The sequence below is a fragment of the Pseudomonas sp. genome, assembly GCF_036404235.1.
In the GTDB taxonomy this organism is placed as follows: Bacteria; Pseudomonadota; Gammaproteobacteria; order Pseudomonadales; family Pseudomonadaceae; genus Aquipseudomonas.
Genome location: NZ_DASWOT010000124.1, coordinates 33,742 through 57,260, shown reverse-complemented (window position 1 = coordinate 57,260; position 23,519 = coordinate 33,742). Strand labels below are relative to the sequence as shown.

Genomic DNA, 23,519 nt, shown 5'->3' with positions numbered 1-23,519 from the left:
GGGGCTAAGTAACAGGAACAACGCGCCAAGAACGACGGCGCGGATGAGTAGATCGATACTGAAGGCCATGGCCCTGGAAACAAGGCCGGCGGGGCGCAGCAGCAGGTCGATGCCTTCTGGGGTTTCCATGCGAATGCGAGTGTCCAGCGGCGCAGGTTGCGCAGTCTTGCCGGGCATGGCGTGCGAAGAGTGCATTGTCGGGAGAGGGACACTAGAAAATTAAAGGGTGATGCTAGCCAGCAAGGTCCAGCTAAGCAACCGGACACTTTGCACGCAGGTTGTAAGAAAATGCTTCTTTACTCTAAAACAGGTCCTTTTTCCGGGCGCGAAGCCGGGTTAGTCCTACAGAGGTCGTTCAGGGTGATCTGATAGACTTCGCGCGACTTCTGTTCAGGATCAGACCGTGACCTCAAGCATCTTCTGGTACGACTACGAAACCACTGGGATCAATCCACGCAATGATCGACCGCTTCAGGTAGCCGGCATTCGTACGGACGATCAGCTCAATGAGATTGCCGCCCCCATCAATCTTTACTGTCAACCCAGTGACGATATCCTGCCGCACCCTGCGGCATGTCTGGTGACTGGCATCACGCCTGAGCGTTTGGCCGAGAAGGGGCTGTGCGAAGCAGATTTCATGACCCGCGTGCATGCTGAACTGGCAGCACCCGGAACGTGTGGCGCAGGCTACAACACGCTGCGCTTTGATGATGAGATGACCCGTTACAGTCTGTACCGTAACTTTTTCGACCCATACGGGCGTGAATGGCAAGGTGGCAACAGTCGCTGGGATTTGATCGATGTGGTTCGCACCGCTTATGCATTGCGCCCGGAGGGCTTTGTATGGCCAGAGGAAGAGGGGCGAGTAACGCTTAAGTTAGAGCGGCTTACGGCGGCCAATGGGATTGATCATGGTCAGGCCCACGATGCCTTGTCAGACGTGCGCGCGACTATCGCGTTGGGCCGCTTGATTCGCGATAAACAGCCCAAGCTTTATGACTATCTTTTTCAGTTACGCAGTAAGCACAAGGTGCAGGAGCAAATCCGTCTGATGCAACCGCTGGTGCATATATCAGGGCGTTTTTCGGCGGCACGCAGTTATTTGGGTGTGGTATTGCCGCTGGCGTGGCACCCAACAAACAAAAATGCGTTGATTGTGTGTGACCTTCATCTTGATCATGAACCCCTGTTGCAAGAAACCCACGATACCTTGCGCCGACGCTTATATACCCGCCGCGAAGAGCTGGCCGACGGTGAATTACCGGTGCCGCTCAAATTGCTGCATATAAATAAATGTCCGGTTATTGCGCCCTTAAGCGTACTGCGTGAGGAGGATCGCCAGCGTTTACAGTTGGACATGGGGCTCTATAAAGAGCGTGTTCAGCGTCTCAATGAAGGACAGGCGTTGTGGCAGGACAAGTTGAAATCGGTTTATGCCAGTGAGGATTTTTCGTCTAGCGAAGACCCCGAGCAGCAGTTATATGCTGGCTTTATTAACGACCGTGACCGTCGCCTTTGTGAGCAGGTGCGAGTTGCAGAACCTCAGCAATTAGCCCGCGACCCATGGCCGTTCGATGACGAGCGATTGCCGGAGTTATTGTTTCGGTACCGTGCGCGTAACTTTGCCGAAACCCTGAGCGTCGCCGAGCAGCAACGCTGGCTGAGTTTTTGTCAGACTCGCCTGACCGACCCGCTGGCCGGAGCCCCCAATACGCTTAAAGACTTTACCAAGGCACTGATTGAGTTATCGCTGAATGCGACACCTGCTCAGCTCAAGGTCTTGGGCCAATGGCAAGACTACGCTCAGCAATTACGTTTGCGTCTTGGCTTGTAAAGCGGGATGACAAAAGACTTATGCAATAAAAAACGCCAGCAAGCTGGCGTTTTTTAGAGTCGTACGTTACTGCACAACTGCGATCCCTGATACTTGGTAATCAGTCCAGCAGGGTCGCCCAGCTTTCAACCTCGTCACCGCCCCACTTGGCTTTCCACTCTTTCAGAGTCTTGTGGTTGCCACCTTTGGTTTCGATGATTTCGCCATTGTGCGGGTTCTTGTACTGCTTTACTTTGCGAGCGCGTTTGGTGCCGGTAGTTTTCACGACAGCGCCGCGAGGTGCCTTGTTAATTTTGGACTCTGGGTCCAGCAACGCGATGATGTCGCGAAGGGACTTCTGATATTCGCCCATCAAGGTACGCAGTTTGCCTTCGAACTCGAGTTCGGTCTGCAGTTTGCCGTCTTGTTTCAGGTTTTGCAGACGGGTTTGCAGTTCTTTGATGGCTTCTTCTGTCGCACGGTATTCGTTGATCAGGGACATGAGGGGTACCTTATGTTGTGATGTGCAGGGTGCATGAGCGCAATAATAGTCACAGACTTTGTGCAAGTAAACATTTAAGGAAAGTTTTATTTTTAGCATCTTGAAATACCTGCCGACCTGCTGAATCCGACAAACTAATAGCAGTGCTACACGCGATCAGCACATCTTGCATATTTAGTGCGGGTGCCACATTTTTTTGATGGCGTCATCAATCAGGCGTCTGTTTTGCCGCGCATTGCCGTTGAATGGTGTGGCCGTTTCGTCGCAAGCCAAATCAAGCGCATTCGAATACTGCACAGTCCTTGCGTAATCGCTAGAATGGCCGCCTTTGCGAAGTTATGGAGTTTCCCTCATGCGCACTTTTCGTCTGGTGATTGCTTGCCCGGACCGTGTTGGTATCGTTGCCAAAGTCAGTAACTTTCTGGCGTCCTACAACGGCTGGATTACCGAAGCGAGTCATCACTCGGATACCCACAGTGGCTGGTTCTTTATGCGTCACGAGATTCGTGCCGACACCTTGCCGCTGGAATTGGAGGCTCTGCGAGAGGCGTTCAAGCCCATCGCCGAAGAGTTCTCGATGAACTGGCGTATCACCGATTCTGATCAGAAAAAGCGCGTAGTACTGATGGCCAGTCGCGAATCCCACTGTCTGGCAGACTTGCTGCATCGCTGGCACAGTGATGAACTTGATTGTGAAATCGCTTGCGTCATTTCAAACCACGAAGACCTGCGCAGTATGGTTGAGTGGCACAACATTCCCTATCACCACGTACCGGTCGACCCAAAAGACAAGGAACCAGCATTTGCTGAGGTTTCACGCCTGGTCAAACAGCATGCAGCCGATGTTGTAGTGCTTGCGCGTTACATGCAGATTCTGCCACCACAGTTGTGCCGTGAGTATGCGCACAAGGTCATTAATATCCATCACAGCTTCCTGCCCTCGTTCGTGGGCGCCAAGCCTTATCATCAGGCTTCGCTGCGCGGGGTGAAACTGATCGGGGCGACTTGCCATTATGTGACTGAAGAGCTGGACGCGGGTCCGATCATCGAACAGGACGTTGTCCGTGTCAGCCATCGGGACAGCATTGAAAACATGGTTCGCTTCGGGCGTGACGTCGAGAAAATGGTGCTGGCGCGTGGTCTGCGGGCGCATCTGGAAGACCGCGTGCTGGTGCATGACAACAAGACGGTCGTGTTCGACTAGGCTCGTGATGGTGTGAGTGGTATAGCCATGGATGTTGGCGCGAGGCTTACCTGTGCGAAGAAGTCACTCATTCGACGGGTTCGAATGGGGGCCACTGTCTTTGCGGGCGAGCCTCTAACAGAGCATGTGCATAGGGGATTCTCAGGAGGCTTACATGACCAACCCACTCGATAAAGCCGTATCCCATGCTCCGCCAACGCTTGGTGAAGGTTGCCTGAGCCGTTACGACGTCGATGCCCTAACCCCTGAAGACGGTGCCGAATTTGAAGGCGCGGCCGAGCTCTGGAAACAACTGCAGGAAACGTCTGGCGTCACCCCAAACCCTCTGCCAGACAACCAGAACAACTGATCAGGCTTGTTTCACGCGCATCAGTTTGTTCAGCAATGGGCGGCCGACCATTAACAGAAACACCGGGCCGCCAGCCACCAGATAGAAGTAGTAAGTCACTGCCCGCCAGATCAGAATCGCCGCGGCTGCGGTCGATTTCCCAACCATGGGCGCCAACAAGGCTGCTGAGGTCAACTCTGCCGTCCCGGCCCCCCCTGGTGATAGGCTGAATTGTCCCGCGCTCAGGGACAGCATTTGCACCAGAAACGTCCACGCCCATTGGATATCTGCGCCCAAGCCTTGCAGTGTCAGGTACAGCACGCTATAGCGCAGCCCCCAGTGCAGGCAGGTGAGCACGAACACTTTGAACAGTGTGCGATGCGGCATTTTCCAGGTTTCGGCCAGCGCATCGCGAAAGTGCAGCAGTTTGCGCGCCCATCGCAAGCGGGTGCTGGCTTTGGTGTTGAAGCGCTTGAGCAGCATGCCGTTGAACAGGATGAATCGCCGGTGATAGCGCGCGAAACCTGCGCACATCACTAGTGCTGCAACGATTAGCAACGCACTGACGATCAGCATCCACTCCAGTCGTTCGCTCAGGTTATGAAACAGCGCGTAGATCAGGATACCGATCAGGGCCACGAGGAAAAACACTAAATCCATGAGTTGATCGGTTGCAAAAGCAGCTGTGCTTTTTGCCGGGCCGATGCCATTGCGCGACAGCAAAGCCACAAGCGTCAACGGAGCACCACTGCCGCCCGGTGTCGCGCTGTAGGCAAATTCGGTTGCCATGACCACGCCCAGGCTCTTGCGAATACTCAGGCCATTGGCGCTGTCGCCGAGCAGCAGGCGCAAGCGTGCGGTGTTACAACACCAGCCGACCAGCACCATGGCGAACATGATTAACAACAGGTTCAAAGGAAAGGTGCGCAGGCGCTGAAACATTTCCGTGCCGCCCATGAACAGCGGGATCAGCAACGCTACGATCAGCCCGGCCGAGAGCCATGCAAGTCGCTTCACGCGACGGACCTTAAGCTTGGCGCTTGCGTCGAGAGCCAGGCAAATTTGGTCATGGGTTTGCGGCCTTTCTCAATCAATCGTTGCAAAGTATTCAACCAGTAATCGCGGGAAAATTCATGGCGCATGTCCACCGGATGCAGCCCCAAGCGAATAGTCGCGGCGTTCTCAAGGCGTACTTCGCGGTGATCGCTGATCACCTTGGACAGGCCGCGACGCCACGCACTGCGTGCGCTCCATACGATTCCCGGTGCATCGAGGGCGGTGAAGTCCGGCAGCGTAAAAAGGTGCTGTGGATCGCTGGTGTAAGCCAGTGGCAACGTGCGCAAGGCTGCGCGCGTGCCCTGGCTCATCAGCCAGGCGGGTGCAACGAAGCCGTGTAGCGGCCAATCGTTATGCCTGAACACCTCGATCCCTGCATGCAGTCGGTGCAGTGCCTGCTGTTGACCAAGGGAATAAAACTCACCCTCCCACGTATAGATTCTGCGCATGAAGTACTCATGTGGATTGCGGGGTTTCGGTCCGTCGTCGCAGTGATAATAACCGTGCAACGCCAGTTCATCACCCCGTTCTAGCCGATGATGCATCCTGCGCTGAAAATCGATATCGGTAGCGACGACGTTGCGTCTGTGAAAGTCCGGAACCACCAGCCAGGTGATAGGGATATTTCCCAGGTGATCAACGGCCTGCACGAACGTACGATAGTCCTCCCACGTTTGTGGCGCTACGTCGTGCAGTACCAGCATGACGCTGTGCTGCGCGGGTTCTGTCAAAACCCCTTTCTGCGATTCAACCATGGGCAAGCACCGGCATCGATCCACCAAGAACGGCTCGATAATGTTCAAGCAAGCTGCACACGACGGTGTCCCACCCGTAATAACGTTCAACGTAATCGCGAGCCGCGAAACCTTTTTGGACAACGTCACCGCTGAACAGCTCACGCACCGCTGCGGCCATGGCCTGCCCGTTATTGCGTTCGCACAACAGACCGCAGGTCTGGGGCACGATTTCGGTGAACGCCCCTGCGGCAACTGCCACCACGGGGGTGCCACTGGCCATCGCTTCCAGAATGACCAGGCCGAAGGTCTCTTGATCGCCGGCATGCAAAAGCGCGTCGGCGCTGGCCAGTAGGCGGGCCACTTCATGGGTTGGGCAAAAATGATCAATCACCGACACGTTATCCGGGACCGCGGCGGGCATGTGCGAGCCTACCAGTAGCAGATGATAGTGGTGTCCGAGGTTGCGCATGCAATCGAGCAGCACGGGCAGATTCTTTTCCCGCGAACCGCGACCGGCAAATATCAGCAGTCGGGTGTCATCGCTGATGCCCAGTTCGGCCCTTAACCCTGAGTCACGTTTGCTGGGGTCAAACATCAGCAGATCAACACCCAGCGGCTGCACGTAGACATTTTCAACGCCCAGACGCATGAGCTTTTGCGCCATCACGGTGCTGGGCGCCAATACCCGATCAAAGTTGTTGTAGAGTTTGGCGACGTAGCTTTCAACGTTTGTGCCCATCCAGGTGCCAATGCGGTTGCGGACCAGTAGCGGCAGGTCGGAATGATAAAAACCTATGACCGGAACATTCAGTTGGCGGCGCGCGTCAATGGCAGCCCATGCGGTCAGGTAAGGGTCGCCGACTTCGATCAGGTCGGGCTGCAGATCTTTGATTACGTTTCGCCAAGGTGCCAGGCGTAACGGAAACCGATAACCATTGCCGAAAGGCAGCGCCGGGGCGGGGACTTTGTAGATGCCGTCTGCGTTGCTCAGGCTGGCGCCAGGGATCAGCAGGCTGTGGCGAACACCAGGATAACGTCCCAGGCGACGGTGCTTGGCGTCAAGGTAGGTGCGTACGCCGCCGCTGGCCGGTGCGTAAAACATGGTCATGTCAGCTATATGCACGATGTGCGTCCCTCCGGTATCTCGTCGTCCCTTTGATTGACCACTCACAAGAATAGTTGTTCGGTCGTAAGTGCGTGGCAGCGCACTGGATTAACCGGCTCAAGGATGTGTCGGCTAAAGTGAAGGAACGCTGGCTCGTGTTGGCGTTATCTTACGTGGCAGCGTGAGCGGTTTTTTCTCATCGGCTGTCGGCGTGCTATGAATAACAATCTTTAATCGGCGGGGGATGACATGCCTGATTCTCAACAAATTGTCTTTGGCGCCAGTCTCGACGGGCAGCCGGTCGGGCAAGCGCTACGTCTGTCGAACCGTCATGGCTTGATCGCCGGAGCGACAGGCACCGGCAAAACCGTGACCCTTCAGCGTTTGGCCGAAGCCTTCAGCGATGCCGGGGTTGCGGTGTTCGCGGCTGATATCAAGGGTGATCTGTGCGGGCTCGGTGCGGCAGGCAATCCACAAGGCAAAATTGCTGAGCGAATCGCCGGGATGCCATGGCTGAATCATCGGCCCCAAGGCTACCCCGTTACGTTGTGGGATGTGCATGGTCAGTCTGGACATCCGTTGCGCACAACACTATCGGAAATGGGACCGTTGCTGCTGGGGAGCTTGTTAGAGCTGACCGACAGCCAGCAATCCACCTTGTACGCGGCATTCAAGGTAGCGGACCGCGAAGGGCTGTTGCTGCTGGACATCAAGGATCTCAAGGCGCTGCTTAATCACCTTCGCGAACAGCCGGAGCTATTGGGCGAAGACAGCGCCCTGATGACTACCGGGTCGAGCCAGGCACTGCTTCGTCGTCTGGCGGTACTTGAGCAGCAAGGCGCCGAAGCCCTGTTCGGCGAGCCGGCGTTGCAGCTTGAAGACATCTTGCAACCTGCCAGCGATGGGCGAGGGCGAATTCACTTACTCGACGCCAGTCGTCTGGTGCATGAGGCGCCCAAGGTGTATGCGACGTTCCTGTTGTGGTTGCTGGCAGAGCTGTTCGAGCAATTGCCTGAGCGCGGTGACGCGGACAAACCGCTACTGGCGCTGTTTTTCGATGAGGCCCATTTACTGTTTGCCGATACGCCCAAAGCGTTGCAAGAGCGCTTGGAACAGGTGGTGCGGTTGATTCGTTCAAAAGGCGTTGGCGTGTACTTCGTCACCCAATCACCAAGCGATTTACCGGACGACATCCTTGCTCAACTGGGCTTGCGCATTCAGCATGGTTTGCGTGCATTCACCAGCAAAGAGCAAAAGTCTTTGCGCGCCGTGGCGGACGGTTTTCGTCCCAATCCAGAGTTCGACACGTTGGCGGTGCTGACCGAACTGGGCACAGGTGAGGCATTGGTCGGGACATTACAGGACAAAGGCACGCCGGAAATGGTCAGGCGTGTATTGATCGCGCCGCCGCAGTCGCGCATCGGGCCGTTGAGCGAAGCAGAGCGTGCCAGCTTGATTGCCAAATCGCCATTGGCCGGGCGCTATGACAAGCCGGTGGACCGTGAATCTGCATACGAAATGCTGCTGGCGCGCAAAGTCGCAGCCCCTGAAGGCAGTACCACGCCGACCCAGGAAGCGCAGGGTGGTAGTTTTGCCGATATGGCGGGAGGTTTTCTGGGCGGTTTGGCAGGTCAGGCGATGAAAAACGCGATGCGTACAGCGGCCAATCAGATCGGGCGAGAATTGGTACGCGGTTTGATGGGGTCTTTGTTGGGTACCGGCAAGAAAAGGAAGTAAGACTGGAAGCGGCCCTAAACAACTGAGGGAGCAGATTTTTCTGCTCCCTCAGTTTTGTATACCGTTCGTTGAATCAAGCCAACGCTTTGGACGCTAGCCAGAACAAACCAGCCGACAGCAGGACAGTCGCCGGAAGGGTCAATATCCAAGCCAGCAGGATATTACGCACGGTACCGCCTTGCAGGCCGCTTTTGTTGGCGACCATGGTTCCGGCGACGCCGGAAGACAGAATATGCGTCGTCGACACCGGCAGGCTGAATACATTGGCCGCAGCGATGGCGCAAGCGGTAGTGATTTGGGCCGACATGCCTTGAGCGTACGTCATGCCTTGTTTGCCGATTTTCTCGCCGATGGTCAGCACGACGCGTTTCCAGCCGACCATGGTCCCGACCCCCAGTGCCAGCGCCACAGCGAGGATCACCCAGAATGGCGCGTATTCGGTGGTCGTGGTCAGGTCTTTGCGCAGTTTGTCCAGATCCGATTTTTCACGGGCGTCGAGGTTTGGCAGCTTGCCTACCTTGCGCGCGGTGTCATCCAGGCAAAGCAGGTAACGACGGACTTCGATGCGATGTTCTGGGGCGATTGAGTGGTAATCGGACACGCCTTTCAGGTTGGTGAGCAGGGCGTCGATGGTCGGTTCTGTTTGCTCCGGATTGCAGCTAAACCGCTCGGGCAGATCGCCTTTCTGCGACTTGCCCAATGCCAGGTATTCACCCAGCGTGGCGTTGTTGCGCTGGTAGAACTGGCTCAAGTGCAGCGTGGCATCGCGTGTGCGCTCAATCTGGTAAGTGGTGCTGCTCAGGTCGAGCACGAACTGCGCAGGCACGATACCAATCAACACCAGCATGATCAGACCGATGCCTTTTTGGCCATCGTTGGAGCCGTGTACGAAGCTGACCGCCATGGCGGAAATCACCAGCACCAAACGGTTCCAGAACGGAGGATGCTTTTTGTCGTCGAGTTTGCGGCGTTGTTCAGGTGTCTTGTGCATCTTCGACAGCGGGCGCCAGGTCTTTAGTGCGATCAGCACCAGCGCCGCGACGAAGAAGCCCGCCAGTGGCGAAAACACCAAAGATGCGCCGATATCGATCGCTTTCTGCCAGTTAACGCCTTCACCCAGCGGAATGTCGTTGAGCAGTGCGTTCGCAAGACCCACACCCAGAATCGAGCCGATCAGTGTATGAGAGCTGGAGGCGGGAATACCGAAGTACCAAGTGCCGAGGTTCCAGGTGATGGCGGCTGCCAATAACGAGAACACCATCGCCAAGCCATGACCTGTGTTGACGTTGATCAACAATTCGACCGGCAGTAGGTGAACAATGGCGTAGGCAACACCGACGCCCCCGAGCAACACCCCGAGGAAGTTGAACATACCGGAAAAGAACACAGCCAGATGTGGCGGCATGGCCTTGGTGTAGATGACTGTCGCCACCGCGTTGGCGGTGTCATGAAAGCCGTTGATGAACTCGAAGGTGAGGACAAATGCCAAGGCAAGCACGAGGCTCACAATTACCCAAGCATCCAGTCCGCTGAATAAATCGATCATGGAAGGTTTTCTGACCCGGTATTAAGGGGGCGGGATTATGACAGAAAAAAAACTAATCGATAGGCAAGCTGCTAATTGGTAGCAACCTGCAACGAAATTTCATGTCCGCACACCTGTTGACTTCCTGTCTGAAAACGAAATGCAAGCGTTAACGCCTCAGCCCCAGACGAAACGAGAGGCCTTGGCTGAAACCGGGTAAGAATCGTGCCAACCATTAAGATAAGACGCGCAAAAAAAATCATGGGCGTCGAAGATCAGGACCTTCAGGGTTCTTCTTTAAGCTCTTTTTCCATCTTTTGCAGTTCTTGCTGGAACGCTTGATCCAGCAGGCTCGCTCTTTTGCGCCACGGCTTGCGTTCGGGCTCGGGTTGTGCAGCGTAGGTGGTGATTTCCCCGCCGTATACATCCTTGTAACGTTGTTCCTGGCGCTCTAGTTCCGCGCGCAGTTCATCTTTCGTCACGGTATTACCTTGTTTAGTTTGAATGGATACTGGTGATGACGCAGCGGTGAGAAGTGTTGAATGTTGTCGGCAGTTGAGCTGTCGGATAACAACTCGTAAGGAGCTTTCAACAAAAAAGAATTAATCACTTCTGCCGCATGCGGCTACGGGCACCAGAAAAACAACTGTCGTAGCGACATACTCTTTGGGTTGCCAGGGGGCTGGCTGATCGACCAGGCTTCTGGCCTGTCTATCGCTGCGCATTGCACGTTCACGGTGCATGCGTGTCGTGATGGGATCCACGCCGGTTGGGCAGTGGCGTAATCACGTCGCAGCGTTATAGCGCGTCAATTGATCGCTACTATCTCCAAGACCGCTGAAAGAGTCAACCGCCTATGTTCTCGGCATTCAATAAGCACGGAATAGTAGTGTTTTTTTGTACGAAGGTTCTGAAGTTAAGGAAGGCAAAATTATGACGAAACTTGTTATTTAAATGACAGGCGCCAGCAGACAAATTTCTGACGACGTAATTCCAATGAAAATACCGGCTTCCTGGTGACTTGGTAATTGTTCCTACACGCATCCAGAGCGCCTTTGCAATGGCTTGGATGTCCTGAAAGGAAAAAAACGGCCTTGCGGGTAGCAAGGCCGTGCCTGGGACTTCTCAGTGGGTACCTGACCAGTATTTCCAAGAAGCCACATGTGGCGTGTGAAAGGTATAAGCAACGCAGCGATGGGTCAAATGCGATTATCGGCCAGTCGTTCGATAATCGCCCAAAACGGTCTTGCCAGTGTCGATGAACAAGGCGAGAGTGGCTATCTGTAAGGCTGTGCAAGCCACGACGAACGGTATTAATGATGAACGATGAACTGCGTAATTCTTTCGCCTCACTGGCTCCGCCCATCGTCGCGTCGCCGGCCAAGCGTATTCAGGCGCTGACAGGCGATCCCGACTTCATGACGTCGTTGGCACGGGGGCTGGCTGTGATCCATGCGTTCCAGGAGCGCAAGCGGCATCTGACCATCGCGCAGATCAGTCACCGCACCGAGATCCCTCGCGCGGCCGTACGCCGTTGCCTGCACACGCTGATCAAGCTGGGTTACGCCACTACGGATGGGCGAACCTATTCACTGCTGCCCAAGGTGCTCACGCTCGGACACGCCTACTTGTCGTCGACGCCATTGGCGGTATCTTCTCAGCCTTATCTTGATCGTATGAGTGATCAGTTGCATGAGGCTTGCAATATGGCGACGCTTGAGGGCAATGACATTCTTTATATCGCCCGCTCGGCGACTACCCAGCGCCTCATTTCCGTGGACCTCGCAGTGGGGGGGCGTTTGCCTGCGTATTGCACGTCCATGGGGCGGATTCTCCTGGCGGCGCTCGATGACGTATCACTGCAGGAGTACCTGGAACACGTCGACCTGCAACCCAAGACCAGCCGAACGTTGCGAACCGCAGAGGCCTTGCTTGAATGCCTACAGCAGGTTCGCCAGCAGGGGTGGTGCATCGTGGATCAGGAACTGGAGCAAGGTTTGCGTTCTATTGCCGTGCCGGTCTATGACGCCTCGGGGCAGGTGTTGGCCGCGTTGAATGTCAGTACCAGCGCCGGGCGCGTCACGCGTAACGAGTTGGAGCAGAAGTTTCTGCCGATCATGCTCGACGCCAGTCGGGATTTGAGTACGCAGTTATTTACCTGATTGGACCAGGGTCATTGCAGTGTTATGTGTTCGATTATCGAACACATAGTCGATTATCGGATTGTTCCGCTCTGTGCCCAGGCATAACCTCAATCTCATTCCAGCGCAGCCCACAGCGCTGTTCATCATTGAGATTTGACCCTGGAGCACCTCATGGCTGAAATCATTTCCCTACGCGACGCCGTGAAGCAATTCGTCAACGATGGCGACACCGTTGCGCTTGAAGGCTTCACCCATTTGATTCCTACCGCCGCAGGCCATGAGCTCATTCGTCAGCAGAAGAAAGACCTGACGCTGGTTCGTATGACGCCTGACCTTATCTACGACCAATTGATCGGCGCGGGTTGCGCGAAAAAACTGATTTTCTCGTGGGGCGGTAATCCGGGCGTCGGTTCACTGCACCGCCTGCGTGATGCGGTTGAAAAGCAGTGGCCTCGGCCAATGGAAATCGAAGAGCACAGTCATGCTGACCTCGCCAATGCCTATGTCGCAGGCGCTTCGGGTCTGCCATTTGCTGTGCTGCGCGCTTATGCGGGCTCCGATCTGCCGAAGGTCAACCCGTTGATCAAAACCGTGACCTGTCCGTTTACCGGCGAAGTGCTCGCTGCCGTGCCGGCAGTTCGCCCGGACGTCACGGTGATTCACGCGCAAAAGGCCGACCGCAAAGGCAACGTGCTGCTGTGGGGCATTCTTGGGGTGCAGAAAGAAGCGGCCCTGTCGGCCAAGCGCTGCATTGTTACGGTCGAAGAAATCGTCGATGACCTCAAGGCGCCGATGAACGCTTGCGTTTTGCCGACCTGGGCCTTGAGCGCGGTCTGCGTCGTACCCGGTGGTGCGCATCCTTCCTATGCGCATGGTTACTACGAGCGCGATAACCGTTTTTACCAGGCGTGGGACCCTATCGCTCGCGACCGTGAGACGTTCACCGCGTGGATTGCCGAATACATTCACGGCACCGCAGATTTCAGTGAATTTCAGAGCAAGTTGGCCAGCGCTTCGGAGGCAAAATAATGACTTACACCACCAGTGAAATGATGACCGTGGCCGCAGCGCGCCGCTTGAACAATGGTGCGGTGTGCTTCGTCGGCATTGGCCTGCCATCCAAGGCAGCCAATTTGGCGCGTCTGACGTCATCGCCTGACGTTGTGCTGATTTATGAATCGGGCCCTATCGGCGCCAAACCGAATGTGCTGCCGTTGTCCATCGGTGACGGTGAGTTGGCCGAAACGGCGGATACCGTGGTGTCCACCAGCGAAATTTTCCGTTACTGGCTACAAGGTGGCCGCGTCGATGTCGGCTTCCTTGGGGCCGCGCAGGTTGATCGTTTTGGCAATATCAACACCACCGTGGTCGGTGATTATCACCACCCCAAAGTCCGTTTGCCGGGTGCAGGCGGTGCGCCGGAGATCGCCGGTTCCGCCAAGCAGGTGCTTATTATCCTCAAGCAATCATCTAGGTCGTTCGTCGACAAGCTGGATTTCATGACTTCAGTAGGGCACGGCGAAGGCGGTGATTCGCGTAAACGCCTCGGTCTGCCGGGTGCAGGGCCGGTCGGCATCATCACCGATTTGTGCGTCATGGAGCCGGAGGAGGGCAGCAACGAGTTTGTGGTCACCACCCTGCATCCGGGGGTGACCCGCGAGCAAGTGATTGCGGCCACCGGCTGGGCGCTGCGTTTTGCTGAGAATGTAGTTTATTCCGATGAACCGAGCGACTACGAGCTGACTGCCTTGCGTGATCTGGAAGCGCGAACCGCTGCCGCTCACGGTCAGGCACCAGGAGAAGCATGATGCGTGACGTTTTTATCTGCGACGCGATTCGCACCCCCATCGGCCGTTTCGGCGGCGCTTTGGCGACCGTGCGTGCCGATGACCTGGCCGCATTGCCCATCAAGGCTTTGATGGCGCGCAACCCTTCGGTGAACTGGAGCGAAGTCGATGAGGTATTCCTCGGCTGCGCCAATCAGGCTGGCGAAGACAACCGTAACGTGGCGCGCATGGCATTGCTGTTGGCAGGCCTGCCGGAAACCGTGCCAGGCGTGACTCTAAATCGTCTTTGTGCATCAGGCCTCGACGCAGTCGGCACAGCGTTCCGCGCGATTGCCTGTGGTGAGATGGAGCTGGCGATTGCCGGTGGCGTCGAGTCGATGTCACGCGCGCCATTCGTCATGGGTAAGGCCGACGCTGCATTTGGCCGTGGCCAGAAGCTGGAAGATACGACGCTGGGCTGGCGCTTCGTCAACCCACAAATGAAAGACCTCTACGGCGTCGAAACCATGCCGCAGACCGGTGATAACGTCGCCGAGGATTTCAAGGTCTCTCGCGAAGATCAGGATGCCTTCGCGCTGCGTAGCCAGCAACGCGCGGCAGCAGCGCAAGTATCTGGCTTCTTCGCCGAAGAGATCGTGCCCGTGCGCGTCACCCATAAAAAGGGCGAAACCATCGTCGACAAGGACGAGCATCCGCGTGCCGACACCAATATCGATGCGCTGAGCAAGCTCAAACCCGTGAACGGTGCGGGTAAAACCGTCACGGCAGGTAATGCGGCAGGGCTGAACGATGGCGCAGTGGCGATGATTCTCGCGTCTGCCGATGCGGTGAAAAAACATGGCCTGACGCCACGCGCTCGTGTGCTCGGCATGGCCAGTGCTGGGGTTGAGCCTCGGGTCATGGGCATCGGTCCTGTGCCCGCAGTCCGCAAATTGGTCGAGCGTCTGGGGTTGGCGATATCGGATTTCGACGTCATCGAACTCAACGAAGCCTTTGCCAGCCAAGGCCTAGCAGTGATGCGCGAGCTCGGAATTGCTGACGACTCACCCAAGGTCAATCCCAATGGCGGTGCCATTTCGTTGGGCCATCCGTTGGGCATGAGTGGCGCACGATTGGTACTGACCGCATTACATCAGTTGGAAAAAACCGGCGGCAGCAAAGGCTTGGCCACGATGTGCGTTGGCGTAGGACAGGGGCTGGCGTTGGCGATAGAACGATAAAACGGCTACCGGAACTTGGTCACCCAACGCTGCGATATGCCTCCAGGACAGGCGAATCGTGGACTTGGGTGATTGCGCTTGTGGTGAAAGCGAGTTACTGCTTAAGTCTTAGTGTTACAGGTTATGTCGTAGACTGGCGACTTAGGGCCGGTCGTTTAACCGGCCGTTTTTTAAAACTGGGGAAAAATAATGACAACGACTCACTACACCGGGGAAGAGCGGCGTAAACGTATCTTTGCGATTGTGGGGGCCTCTTCAGGCAACCTCGTTGAATGGTTCGATTTTTACGTTTATGCGTTCTGCGCGATCTACTTTGCTCCGGCGTTCTTTCCGTCCGATGACCCGACCGTTCAATTGCTCAACACGGCGGGTGTATTCGCTGCCGGCTTTTTGATGCGTCCTATCGGTGGCTGGTTGTTCGGCCGTGTGGCCGACAAGCATGGCCGCAAAAACTCCATGATGATTTCGGTGTTGATGATGTGCGCCGGCTCGCTGGTGATCGCTTGTCTGCCGACCTACGCCTCGATCGGCGCCTGGGCGCCAGCGCTGTTATTGGTAGCGCGCTTGTTCCAGGGGTTGTCGGTGGGTGGTGAATATGGCACTACGGCGACCTACATGAGTGAAGTGGCATTGCGGGGGCAGCGCGGCTTCTTCGCCTCGTTTCAGTACGTGACGCTGATTGGCGGTCAGTTGCTGGCAGTGCTGACCGTGGTCATCCTGCAGCAATTCCTAAGTTCTGATGAGCTCAAAGCCTACGGCTGGCGTATCCCGTTTGTTGTCGGTGCTATTGCGGCTGTGATTTCGCTGTTGCTGCGTCGCACATTAAAAGAGACCACGACGGCCGAAGCGCGTCAGGACAAGGACGCCGGCAGTATGTCGGCACTGTTCAAGCACAACAAAGCGGCGTTCATTACCGTTCTCGGTTATACCGCTGGCGGCTCGCTGATTTTCTACACCTTCACCACGTACATGCAGAAATACTTGGTAAACACCGTTCACATGGACGCCAAGGTCGCCAGTTACATCATGACCGGCGCGCTGTTCCTGTATATGTGCATGCAACCTGTGTTCGGTGCTTTGGCTGACAAGATCGGTCGTCGTGCTTCGATGCTGTGGTTCGGCGGGTTGGGTACGTTGTGTACCGTGCCGTTGCTGATGACGCTGAAAACCACCACCAGCCCGGTTATTGCATTTGTGCTGATTACCCTGGCGCTGGCAATCGTGAGTTTCTATACCTCGATCAGCGGTCTGGTGAAGGCCGAGATGTTTCCGGTTCAGGTCCGTGCGCTGGGGGTGGGTCTGGCCTATGCCGTGGCTAACGCGATCTTCGGTGGTTCGGCCGAGTATGTGGCGCTGGGCCTGAAAAGCATGAATATGGAAAACACCTTCTATTGGTACGTCACCGCGATGATGGCAATCGCCTTCCTGTTCAGTCTGCGTCTGCCTAAACAACCGGCTTATCTGCACGAAGATCACTGATTGAGCTACGCGCGCCGCTGTTGGGGCGCGCGTCATCCATACTTCATTGGTTTTCGATCACGCTGGTGCTCAATAAAGAGGAGTCGCTATGGCATTCGTACAACTTGATGACGGTGAAATGCACTACCAGATAGAGGGGCCCCAAGGTGCTCCGGTATTGGTGTTATCCAATTCGCTCGGCACTGATCTGCACATGTGGGACGCGCAGATCGCTGCTTTCAGCAAGTCGTTCAGGGTGGTGCGCTATGACACCCGTGGGCACGGCAAGTCGCTGGTCAGCCAAGGCCCTTATACCATTGAGCAATTGGGTCAGGATGTATTGGCACTGCTTGATGCGTTGAATATCGAGCAGGCGCATTTCTGCGGATTGTCGATGGGCGGGCTGATTGGTCAATGGCTGGGGACTCATGCCAACGACCGTTTGCACAAGCTGATTGTGAGTAACACCGCGGCGAAAATCGGGACGCCCGAGATCTGGAATCAGCGCATTGGGCTGCTGGAACGTGAAGGCGAGCAGGGTATGGCTTCGCTGGCGCAAACGGCGCCGCAACGCTGGTTTACACCGGAGTTTGCGACCAACCACACCGATACGGTGAAAGCCGTGACCGATGTACTGGCCGCTACCTCACCACAGGGTTATGCCGCATGCTGTGCAGCGGTACGCGACGCGGACTTTCTCAAGCACGTCGGCTCTATCACCGGGGACACACTGATTATTTGCGGCAGCCACGATTCGGTTACAACACTTGCTGATGGGCATTACTTGCAGAACCATATTCATGGCTCGCAGCTGTCTGATTACTATGCGGCGCATTTGTCCAACGTCGAGTTGGGCGAGGTATTTTCGTTGCGGGTGATGGAGTTTTTGTTGAGTTGAAGGGAATCGATTCCCATAAAAAACCCATCAATCGATGGGTTTTTTATGCAGCATTTAAATCAGAACAGTCGAGTCGAAGGCACATCGCCTGAGGTCGGTTGCTTCTGACCGGTCGGGGTTTTTTCGTACCAACCGCCACCCAGCGCTTTATACAAGTTGACCTCGCTGGTCAATTGCGACAGACGATCACTGATCAACGACTGCTGCGCGCTGAACAACGAGCGCTGGGCGTCGAGGAAGGTCAGGTTACTGTCGATCCCGATGCGATAACGACGCTCAGCCAAACGGTAGTAATCCTGGTTGGCGGTGACGAAATCGTTTTGTGCCTGCAACTGCTCGCGGAAGGTTTTGCGCGAAGCCAGGCCGTCGGAGACTTCCTGGAATGCTGTCTGAATCGCCTTCTCATAGTTGGCGACGCCGATGTCCTTCTGGATTTTTGAGTAATCCAGGCTCGCACGCAGGCTGCCGGCGTTGAAGATCGGCAGATTGATTTGTGGCGTGAACAACCACGTACCCGAGCCCCCTTTGAACAGACCGCTAAGATCACCGCTGGCAGTACCGGCACTGGCCGTCAGGCTGATGCTCGGAAAGAACGCTGCACGAGCGGCGCCGATGTTCGCGTTCGCCGCTTTGAGGTTGTATTCCGCTTGCAGGATATCGGGACGACGTTGCAGCAAGTCGGACGGCAAGCCCGGTGGCAACTCGGTCAGCAGGTCGTTGCTCAGAGGCCGACCGGCTGGCAGGTTGTCGGGCAGGGTAGTGCCGAGTAATAGCGTCAGGTTGTTCAGGTCCTGAGCGACAAAGCGTTGGTATTGCGACAGCTTGACGCGAGCGCTCTCGACGGAAGTCCGCGATTGCGCAAGGTCCAGTGCCGAGGCCACGCCAACTTCGTTGCTGCGTGAGGTCAGGCGGTAACTTTCTTCGAATGTACCCAAGGTGTCCTGAGTCAGTTTGAGCAGCTCTTTGTCCGCCTGCCAGGTCAGATAAGCATTGGCGACGCTGGCCACCAGGCTGATCTGCGTGCTGCGACGAGCCTCTTCGGTGGCGAAGTACTGTTGCAAGGCTTGTTCGCTGAGGCTGCGGATACGGCCAAACAGGTCCAGCTCATAAGCGCTGACTCCCAAGCCCACTGAGTACTGGCTGGAAATACCGGCCTGGCCGCTTGTCGACAAGTCAGCTGGAACCCGCTGACGGGTGCTGGTGGCTTCGGCACCTACCGCCGGGAACAGGTCGGCACGTTGAATGCGGTACTGCGCTCGGTAGGCATCGATGTTCAACGCCGCGACACGCAGGTCGCGGTTATTGACCAGCGAAGTCTGAATCAACTGCTGCAGTGCCGGATCATGGAAGAACTGACGCCAGCCTTGCTCGGCCGCCGCAACGTTTGCCGCTTCGGTCGGCGAATACGCGGAACCTTGCGGATACTGTGCGGCGACCGGGGCGGCAGGCTGGTTGTAATCGGGGATCAACGAACAGCCGCCGAGAATAAACGCGGTAACTGCCAGCGAGATCAGGGACTTGCTCATTGGCCAGCCTCATCGTTTGGAGTGTGTTTCTGTTTGCTCTTGAACAGTCCGGAGACCGATACGAAGAACAGCGGTACCCAGAAGATCGCCAGGACCACGGCAGTGATCATACCGCCGATTACGCCGGTACCGATCGAGTGTTGACTGCCCGAACCTGCACCGGTGGAAATCGCCAACGGCACAACGCCGAGGATGAACGCCATGGACGTCATGATGATCGGTCGCAGACGCATGCGGCAGGCTTCAATAGCCGAATCGACCAGACTTTTCCCTTGCTCGTGTAGCTCTTTGGCGAACTCGACGATAAGAATAGCGTTTTTCGCCGCCAGCCCCACCGTCACCAACAGGCCCACCTGGAAGAACACGTCGTTGGACAAACCGCGCAAGCTGGTTGCCATCAACGCACCGATAACGCCAAGCGGGATAACCAGCAGGACCGCGATCGGAATCGACCAGCTTTCATACAACGCTGCCAGACAGAGGAAGACGACCAGGATCGACAAGGCATACAACGCTGGTGCCTGCGACCCGGACAGCCGCTCTTCATACGACAAGCCGGTCCAGGAATAACCAATGCCCGCTGGCAGTTTCTTCACCAGTGCTTCGACTTCGGCCATCGCTTGACCCGAGCTATAGCCCGGCGCTGGAGTTCCCAGCACTTCTTCGGCTGGTACGCCGTTGTAACGCGACAGTTTAGGCGAACCGAAGACCCATTGGCCGCTGGCGAACGACGCAAATGGCACCATATCGCCTGCGCTGTTGCGAACGTACCACTTCTCAAGGTCTTCAGGCTTCATCCGCGCATTGGGTTGACCCTGCACATAGACTTTCTTCACCCGACCGCGGTCGATGAAGTCGTTGACGTAGTTGCCACCAAACGCCACAGACAGCGTGGTGTTGATGTCCGTCAGTGTCACGCCCAAGGCACTGGCGCGTTCGTCGTCGATCAGCAGTTGGTACTGCGGTTCATCGTTCAGACCGTTCGGCCGCACGCCAGCCAGTATCTTGCTCTGGGCAGCCATGCCCAACAGTTGGTTACGCGCTTCCATCAGCTTGTCGTGACCTACGCCACCCTGATCCTGCAGATACAAGTCGAAACCGGTGGCGTTACCCAGTTCCAGTACTGAGGGCGGAACAACAGCAAACGACAGTGCATCGCGGAAGGTGAAGAAGTGCGCTTGAGCACGTTTGGCCAGGGCGAACACGCTGTTGTCGGCGTCACGCTCATCCCACGGTTTGAGCATAATGAACGCCAGGGCAGAGCTCTGACCACGACCAGCGAAGTTGAAGCCGTTCACCGTGAACACCGACTTGACCGCGGACGACTCTTTGTCGAGCAGGTAGCTGCGCGCCTCATCCAGTACTGCCTGGGTTCTTTCCGCCGATGAGCCTGGTGGCGTCTGTACCTGGGCGAAGATCACACCTTGGTCTTCTTCCGGAAGGAATGCGGACGGAATGCGGGTGAACATCCAGATCATGCCGGCGAAGATCAGCAGATAAACCAGATACGCGGGAAGCCTGTGGCGCAGCATGTTGCCGACGCCGCGCTCATAGCTCTTGACGCTACGGTCGAAGGTGCGGTTGAACCAGCCGAAGAAACCGCGTTTAGGCTGACCGTGTTTTTCATGGTCAATCGGCTTGAGCAGGGTGGCGCACAAGGCCGGAGTGAAGATCAACGCAACCAGCACCGACAGTGCCATGGCCGACACAATGGTGATCGAGAACTGTTTGTAGATCACACCCGTCGAACCGCCGAAAAAGGCCATCGGCAACAGCACCGCCGAGAGCACCATGGCGATACCGACCAGTGCGCCTTGAATCTGCTCCATGGATTTGATCGTGGCTTCTCGCGGACCAAGTTTCTCCTCGGCCATTACCCGCTCGACGTTTTCCACCACCACGATGGCGTCGTCCACCAGCAAGCCGATGGCCAGGATCATGCCGAACATGGTCAGGGTGTTGATAGTGAAGCCGGCCGCCGCAAGGATGCCGAACGTACCCAACAGCACCACGGGCACGGTCATCGTGGTGATGATGGTGGCACGGAAGTTCTGCAGGAACAGGTACATCACCAGGAACACCAGGACGATCGCTTCGCCCAAGGTATGGACTACCCCGGAAATCGATTCACTGACCACTGGCGTGGTGTCGTACGGATAAACGACTTTCATGCCGGGCGGAAAGAACGGTTCCAACTGGTTGATGGTCTCGCGGATTGCTTTCGCCGTATCAAGGGCGTTAGCACCTGTGGCCAGTTTGATCGCCAGACCCGAGGCGGGTTTACCGTCGAACTGCGAATCGATGCTGTAGTTTTCGGCGCCCAGACCGACGGTGCCGACATCTTTCACGCGCACTTGCGAACCGTCACGATTGACCTTGAGCAAGATGTTGCCGAACTGTTCGGCAGTCTGCAGGCGGGTCTTGCCGATGATGGTAGCGTTGAGTTGTTGGTTTTTAGTCGCTGGCAGGCCGCCCAACTGACCGGATGAAATCTGAACGTTCTGCGCCGCAATGGCGGTTTTCACATCCACCGGCGTCAGCTGGAAGTTGTTCAGTTTGGCAGGGTCGAGCCAGATGCGCATGGCGTACTGAGCACCAAACACCTGGAAGTCACCCACGCCGGAGGTCCGGGAAATCGGATCCTGCATGTTGGACACGATGTAGTTGGCCAAGTCTTCCTTGGCCATGCTGCCGTCTTCGGACACAAGGCCGATCACCATCAGGAAGTTTTTCACTGCCTTGGTGACCCGAATACCTTGCTGCTGCACTTCTTGCGGCAGCAGAGGCGTTGCCAGGTTCAGTTTGTTCTGGACCTGAACCTGCGCGGTATCCGGGTTGGTACCCTGGTTGAAAGTGGCTGTGATGGTCATGCTGCCATCGGAGTTACTTTCCGAGGCGACATAACGCAGATTATCGATACCGTTAAGCTGTTGCTCGATCACCTGGACCACGGTGTCCTGCACGGTCTGTGCAGAGGCACCTGGATAGGTCACTTGAATAGCAATGGCCGGCGGCGCAATGGCCGGGTATTGGTTGATCGGCAATTTGAGGATCGATAGAGCCCCGACCAACATGATCACGAGGGCGATAACCCACGCGAAAATCGGACGGTCGATAAAAAATTTCGACATGGATTACTCCCCTTTACTGCCTGCGGCTTTTTCGGTTGCCGGGGCAGTGGCCGGGGCGGGAACTGCAGATTTGACGTTAGTCGCATCGGCGACTTTCACTTGCGCGCCCGGCTTGACGAATTGCAGACCTTCGGTGATCACACGGTCACCTGCACTCAGGCCTTGCTCGACCAACCAATCGGTACCCGAGGTACGGTTGGCGACCAGCGTGCGCTGCTCCACTTTGTTGTCGTTATTCACGATCAGCGCGGTTGGCGTGCCTTTCAGGTCGCGAGTGACGCCTTGTTGTGGCACCAGAATCGCCTGAGCGTTTATACCGGCTTGCAATTGGGCGTGAACGAACATGCCTGGCAGTAGACGGTGCTCAGGGTTCGGGAACACGGCGCGTAAGGTAACGGAGCCGGTGGTCTGGTCGACCGAGACCTCCGAGAACTCAAGCTTGCCTTCCTGTCCGTAGAGAGTGCTGTCTTCCAGGATCAGTTTGACCTTGGCGGCATTGTCGCCCGCTTTCTGCAACTTGCCGCTTTCCAGTTCGCGGCGCAGACGCAGCATGTCGGCCGAGGACTGAACCACGTCAACATAGATCGGATCGAGCTGCTGGATAGTTGCCATGGCGTCGGTCTGGGCATTGTTGACCAATGCGCCTTCGGTGACCGAGGAGCGCCCAATGCGGCCAGAGATCGGCGCATAGACCTTGGTGTAACGCAGGTTGATCTCGGCGGTCTGTACAGCAGCCTGAGCTTCACGCGCGGAACCGACGGCGGTGTCGTATTCCTGACGGCTGACCGCTTGCTCGTTGATCAATTGCTTGTAGCGAGTGGCCAGCGAGTTAGTCGACTGGAAAGTGGCCTTGGCGCTGTCGAGAGTCGCTTGATAGATCGAGGGGTCGATCTGATAAAGCTGTTGGCCTGCCTTGACGTCAGCACCTTCGGTGAACAAGCGTTTGAGGATAATGCCGTTGACCTGTGGACGGACTTCCGCGATGCGGAACGCAGTCGTGCGACCAGGGAGTTCGCTGGTCAAGGTATAGGCTTGGGTTTGAAGAGTAACTACGCCGACCTGAGGAGGCGGTGGTGCAGCGGCCGCCTCTTCCTTTTTGCTGCATCCGCTGAGCAGCGATGCCAAGGCGACGGCAGTGACCAGTACGGTAACAGCTGGCTTGAATTGCATGAAGATCCTCGGGTCAGGAGCTGACGCTCATGAAAGTGGAAGGGGCGAAAATATTTTTCGACTGGATAAGTAGTAGGCTAACGAATATACTTACATTCGCGGTTGTTTGTAAATAGCCCAGTCTGTGACAATCGGACGCAGCAAGCAATCGATTGTAAATACGGGACAAGGCAAGACA

General features: G+C 56.3%; 19 protein-coding genes and 1 pseudogene. 10 read left to right on the top strand and 10 right to left on the bottom strand.

The annotated features are described in order from the left end of the window. A pseudogene (locus tag VGC62_RS16035) lies at positions 1 to 195 on the bottom strand (RDD family protein); the annotation flags it as partial. Positions 196 to 403: 208 nt separating this feature from the next. Here VGC62_RS16035 and sbcB point away from each other — a divergent pair. After that, positions 404 to 1,834 (top strand): exodeoxyribonuclease I, encoded by a 1,431-nt coding sequence (sbcB, locus tag VGC62_RS16030; RefSeq protein WP_331188060.1) that lies wholly within the window; start codon positions 404 to 406, stop codon positions 1,832 to 1,834. Between the two features lie 100 nt (positions 1,835 to 1,934). Here the strand turns inward: sbcB and mvaT are convergent, their stop codons facing one another. Further along, positions 1,935 to 2,315 (bottom strand): histone-like nucleoid-structuring protein MvaT, encoded by a 381-nt coding sequence (gene mvaT / locus VGC62_RS16025; protein WP_331188059.1) that lies wholly within the window; start codon positions 2,313 to 2,315, stop codon positions 1,935 to 1,937. Between the two features lie 352 nt (positions 2,316 to 2,667). On the opposite strand from mvaT, the gene purU reads away from it, so the two are divergent. Together purU and VGC62_RS16015 are read left to right on the top strand one after the other, a co-directional pair. Further along, positions 2,668 to 3,519 (top strand): formyltetrahydrofolate deformylase, encoded by an 852-nt coding sequence (gene purU / locus VGC62_RS16020; RefSeq protein ID WP_331188058.1) that lies wholly within the window; start codon positions 2,668 to 2,670, stop codon positions 3,517 to 3,519. Positions 3,520 to 3,673: 154 nt separating this feature from the next. Further along, positions 3,674 to 3,868, top strand: coding sequence for a hypothetical protein (locus VGC62_RS16015; RefSeq protein WP_331188057.1), 195 nt, complete (start codon positions 3,674 to 3,676; stop codon positions 3,866 to 3,868). Here the strand turns inward: VGC62_RS16015 and VGC62_RS16010 are convergent, their stop codons facing one another. From VGC62_RS16010 to VGC62_RS16000, 3 genes are read right to left on the bottom strand one after another with little or no spacing between them, the layout of a single operon-like run. Beyond that, complete coding sequence (locus VGC62_RS16010) at positions 3,869 to 4,864, bottom strand: lysylphosphatidylglycerol synthase transmembrane domain-containing protein (RefSeq protein ID WP_331188056.1); 996 nt, start codon at positions 4,862 to 4,864, stop codon at positions 3,869 to 3,871. Then, positions 4,861 to 5,658: a polysaccharide deacetylase family protein gene (locus tag VGC62_RS16005; RefSeq protein WP_331188055.1), complete on the bottom strand. Its 798-nt coding sequence runs from the start codon at positions 5,656 to 5,658 to the stop codon at positions 4,861 to 4,863. Before VGC62_RS16005 ends, VGC62_RS16010 begins: the two co-directional genes overlap by 4 nt. Further along, positions 5,651 to 6,742, bottom strand: coding sequence for a glycosyltransferase family 1 protein (locus VGC62_RS16000; RefSeq protein ID WP_331188064.1), 1,092 nt, complete (start codon positions 6,740 to 6,742; stop codon positions 5,651 to 5,653). Before VGC62_RS16000 ends, VGC62_RS16005 begins: the two co-directional genes overlap by 8 nt. 252 nt (positions 6,743 to 6,994) lie before the next feature. On the opposite strand from VGC62_RS16000, the gene VGC62_RS15995 reads away from it, so the two are divergent. Continuing rightward, complete coding sequence (locus VGC62_RS15995; RefSeq protein ID WP_331188054.1) at positions 6,995 to 8,482, top strand: helicase HerA-like domain-containing protein; 1,488 nt, start codon at positions 6,995 to 6,997, stop codon at positions 8,480 to 8,482. 73 nt (positions 8,483 to 8,555) lie between these two features. Here VGC62_RS15995 and VGC62_RS15990 read toward each other — a convergent pair whose 3' ends face one another. Both VGC62_RS15990 and VGC62_RS15985 read right to left on the bottom strand, forming a co-directional pair. Beyond that, positions 8,556 to 10,028 carry an inorganic phosphate transporter gene (locus VGC62_RS15990; RefSeq protein WP_331188053.1) on the bottom strand — a complete coding sequence of 491 codons (1,473 nt, stop codon included), beginning with the start codon at positions 10,026 to 10,028 and terminating at the stop codon, positions 8,556 to 8,558. A gap of 263 nt (positions 10,029 to 10,291) precedes the next feature. Further along, a complete protein-coding gene (locus VGC62_RS15985; RefSeq protein WP_331188052.1) occupies positions 10,292 to 10,489 on the bottom strand; it encodes a hypothetical protein in 198 nt (65 codons plus the stop codon). An 837-nt stretch (positions 10,490 to 11,326) separates the two neighbouring features. On the opposite strand from VGC62_RS15985, the gene pcaR reads away from it, so the two are divergent. The 6 genes from pcaR to pcaD all read left to right on the top strand — a co-directional run bounded on the left by pcaR (position 11,327) and on the right by pcaD (position 17,514). Next, on the top strand, positions 11,327 to 12,169 hold the full coding sequence (gene pcaR, locus VGC62_RS15980) for a pca regulon transcriptional regulator PcaR (RefSeq protein WP_331188063.1): 843 nt from the start codon (positions 11,327 to 11,329) through the stop codon (positions 12,167 to 12,169). A 153-nt stretch (positions 12,170 to 12,322) separates the two neighbouring features. Continuing rightward, on the top strand, positions 12,323 to 13,180 hold the full coding sequence (locus tag VGC62_RS15975) for a CoA transferase subunit A (protein ID WP_331188051.1): 858 nt from the start codon (positions 12,323 to 12,325) through the stop codon (positions 13,178 to 13,180). Further along, complete coding sequence (locus VGC62_RS15970) at positions 13,180 to 13,959, top strand: CoA-transferase subunit beta (protein WP_414705810.1); 780 nt, start codon at positions 13,180 to 13,182, stop codon at positions 13,957 to 13,959. Before VGC62_RS15975 ends, VGC62_RS15970 begins: the two co-directional genes overlap by 1 nt. Next, positions 13,956 to 15,158, top strand: a complete 1,203-nt coding sequence (gene pcaF / locus VGC62_RS15965) for a 3-oxoadipyl-CoA thiolase (RefSeq protein WP_331188050.1) — start codon at positions 13,956 to 13,958, stop codon at positions 15,156 to 15,158. Before VGC62_RS15970 ends, pcaF begins: the two co-directional genes overlap by 4 nt. A gap of 189 nt (positions 15,159 to 15,347) precedes the next feature. Further along, positions 15,348 to 16,637, top strand: a complete 1,290-nt coding sequence (locus VGC62_RS15960) for an MFS family transporter (RefSeq protein ID WP_331188049.1) — start codon at positions 15,348 to 15,350, stop codon at positions 16,635 to 16,637. 88 nt (positions 16,638 to 16,725) lie between these two features. Beyond that, positions 16,726 to 17,514, top strand: coding sequence for a 3-oxoadipate enol-lactonase (gene pcaD / locus VGC62_RS15955; protein ID WP_331188048.1), 789 nt, complete (start codon positions 16,726 to 16,728; stop codon positions 17,512 to 17,514). 59 nt (positions 17,515 to 17,573) lie between these two features. Here the strand turns inward: pcaD and adeC are convergent, their stop codons facing one another. Genes adeC through VGC62_RS15940 form a run of 3 tightly spaced genes read right to left on the bottom strand, consistent with a single transcriptional unit; the run spans position 17,574 to position 23,341 of the window. Then, positions 17,574 to 19,040, bottom strand: coding sequence for an AdeC/AdeK/OprM family multidrug efflux complex outer membrane factor (gene adeC, locus VGC62_RS15950; protein WP_331188047.1), 1,467 nt, complete (start codon positions 19,038 to 19,040; stop codon positions 17,574 to 17,576). Further along, on the bottom strand, positions 19,037 to 22,171 hold the full coding sequence (locus VGC62_RS15945; RefSeq protein ID WP_331188046.1) for an efflux RND transporter permease subunit: 3,135 nt from the start codon (positions 22,169 to 22,171) through the stop codon (positions 19,037 to 19,039). The genes adeC and VGC62_RS15945 overlap by 4 nt, the downstream gene beginning before the upstream one ends. A gap of 3 nt (positions 22,172 to 22,174) precedes the next feature. Continuing rightward, entirely contained in the window at positions 22,175 to 23,341 is a 1,167-nt protein-coding gene (locus VGC62_RS15940; RefSeq protein WP_331188045.1) for an efflux RND transporter periplasmic adaptor subunit, read from the bottom strand. Between the last annotated feature and the right edge of the window lie 178 nt (positions 23,342 to 23,519).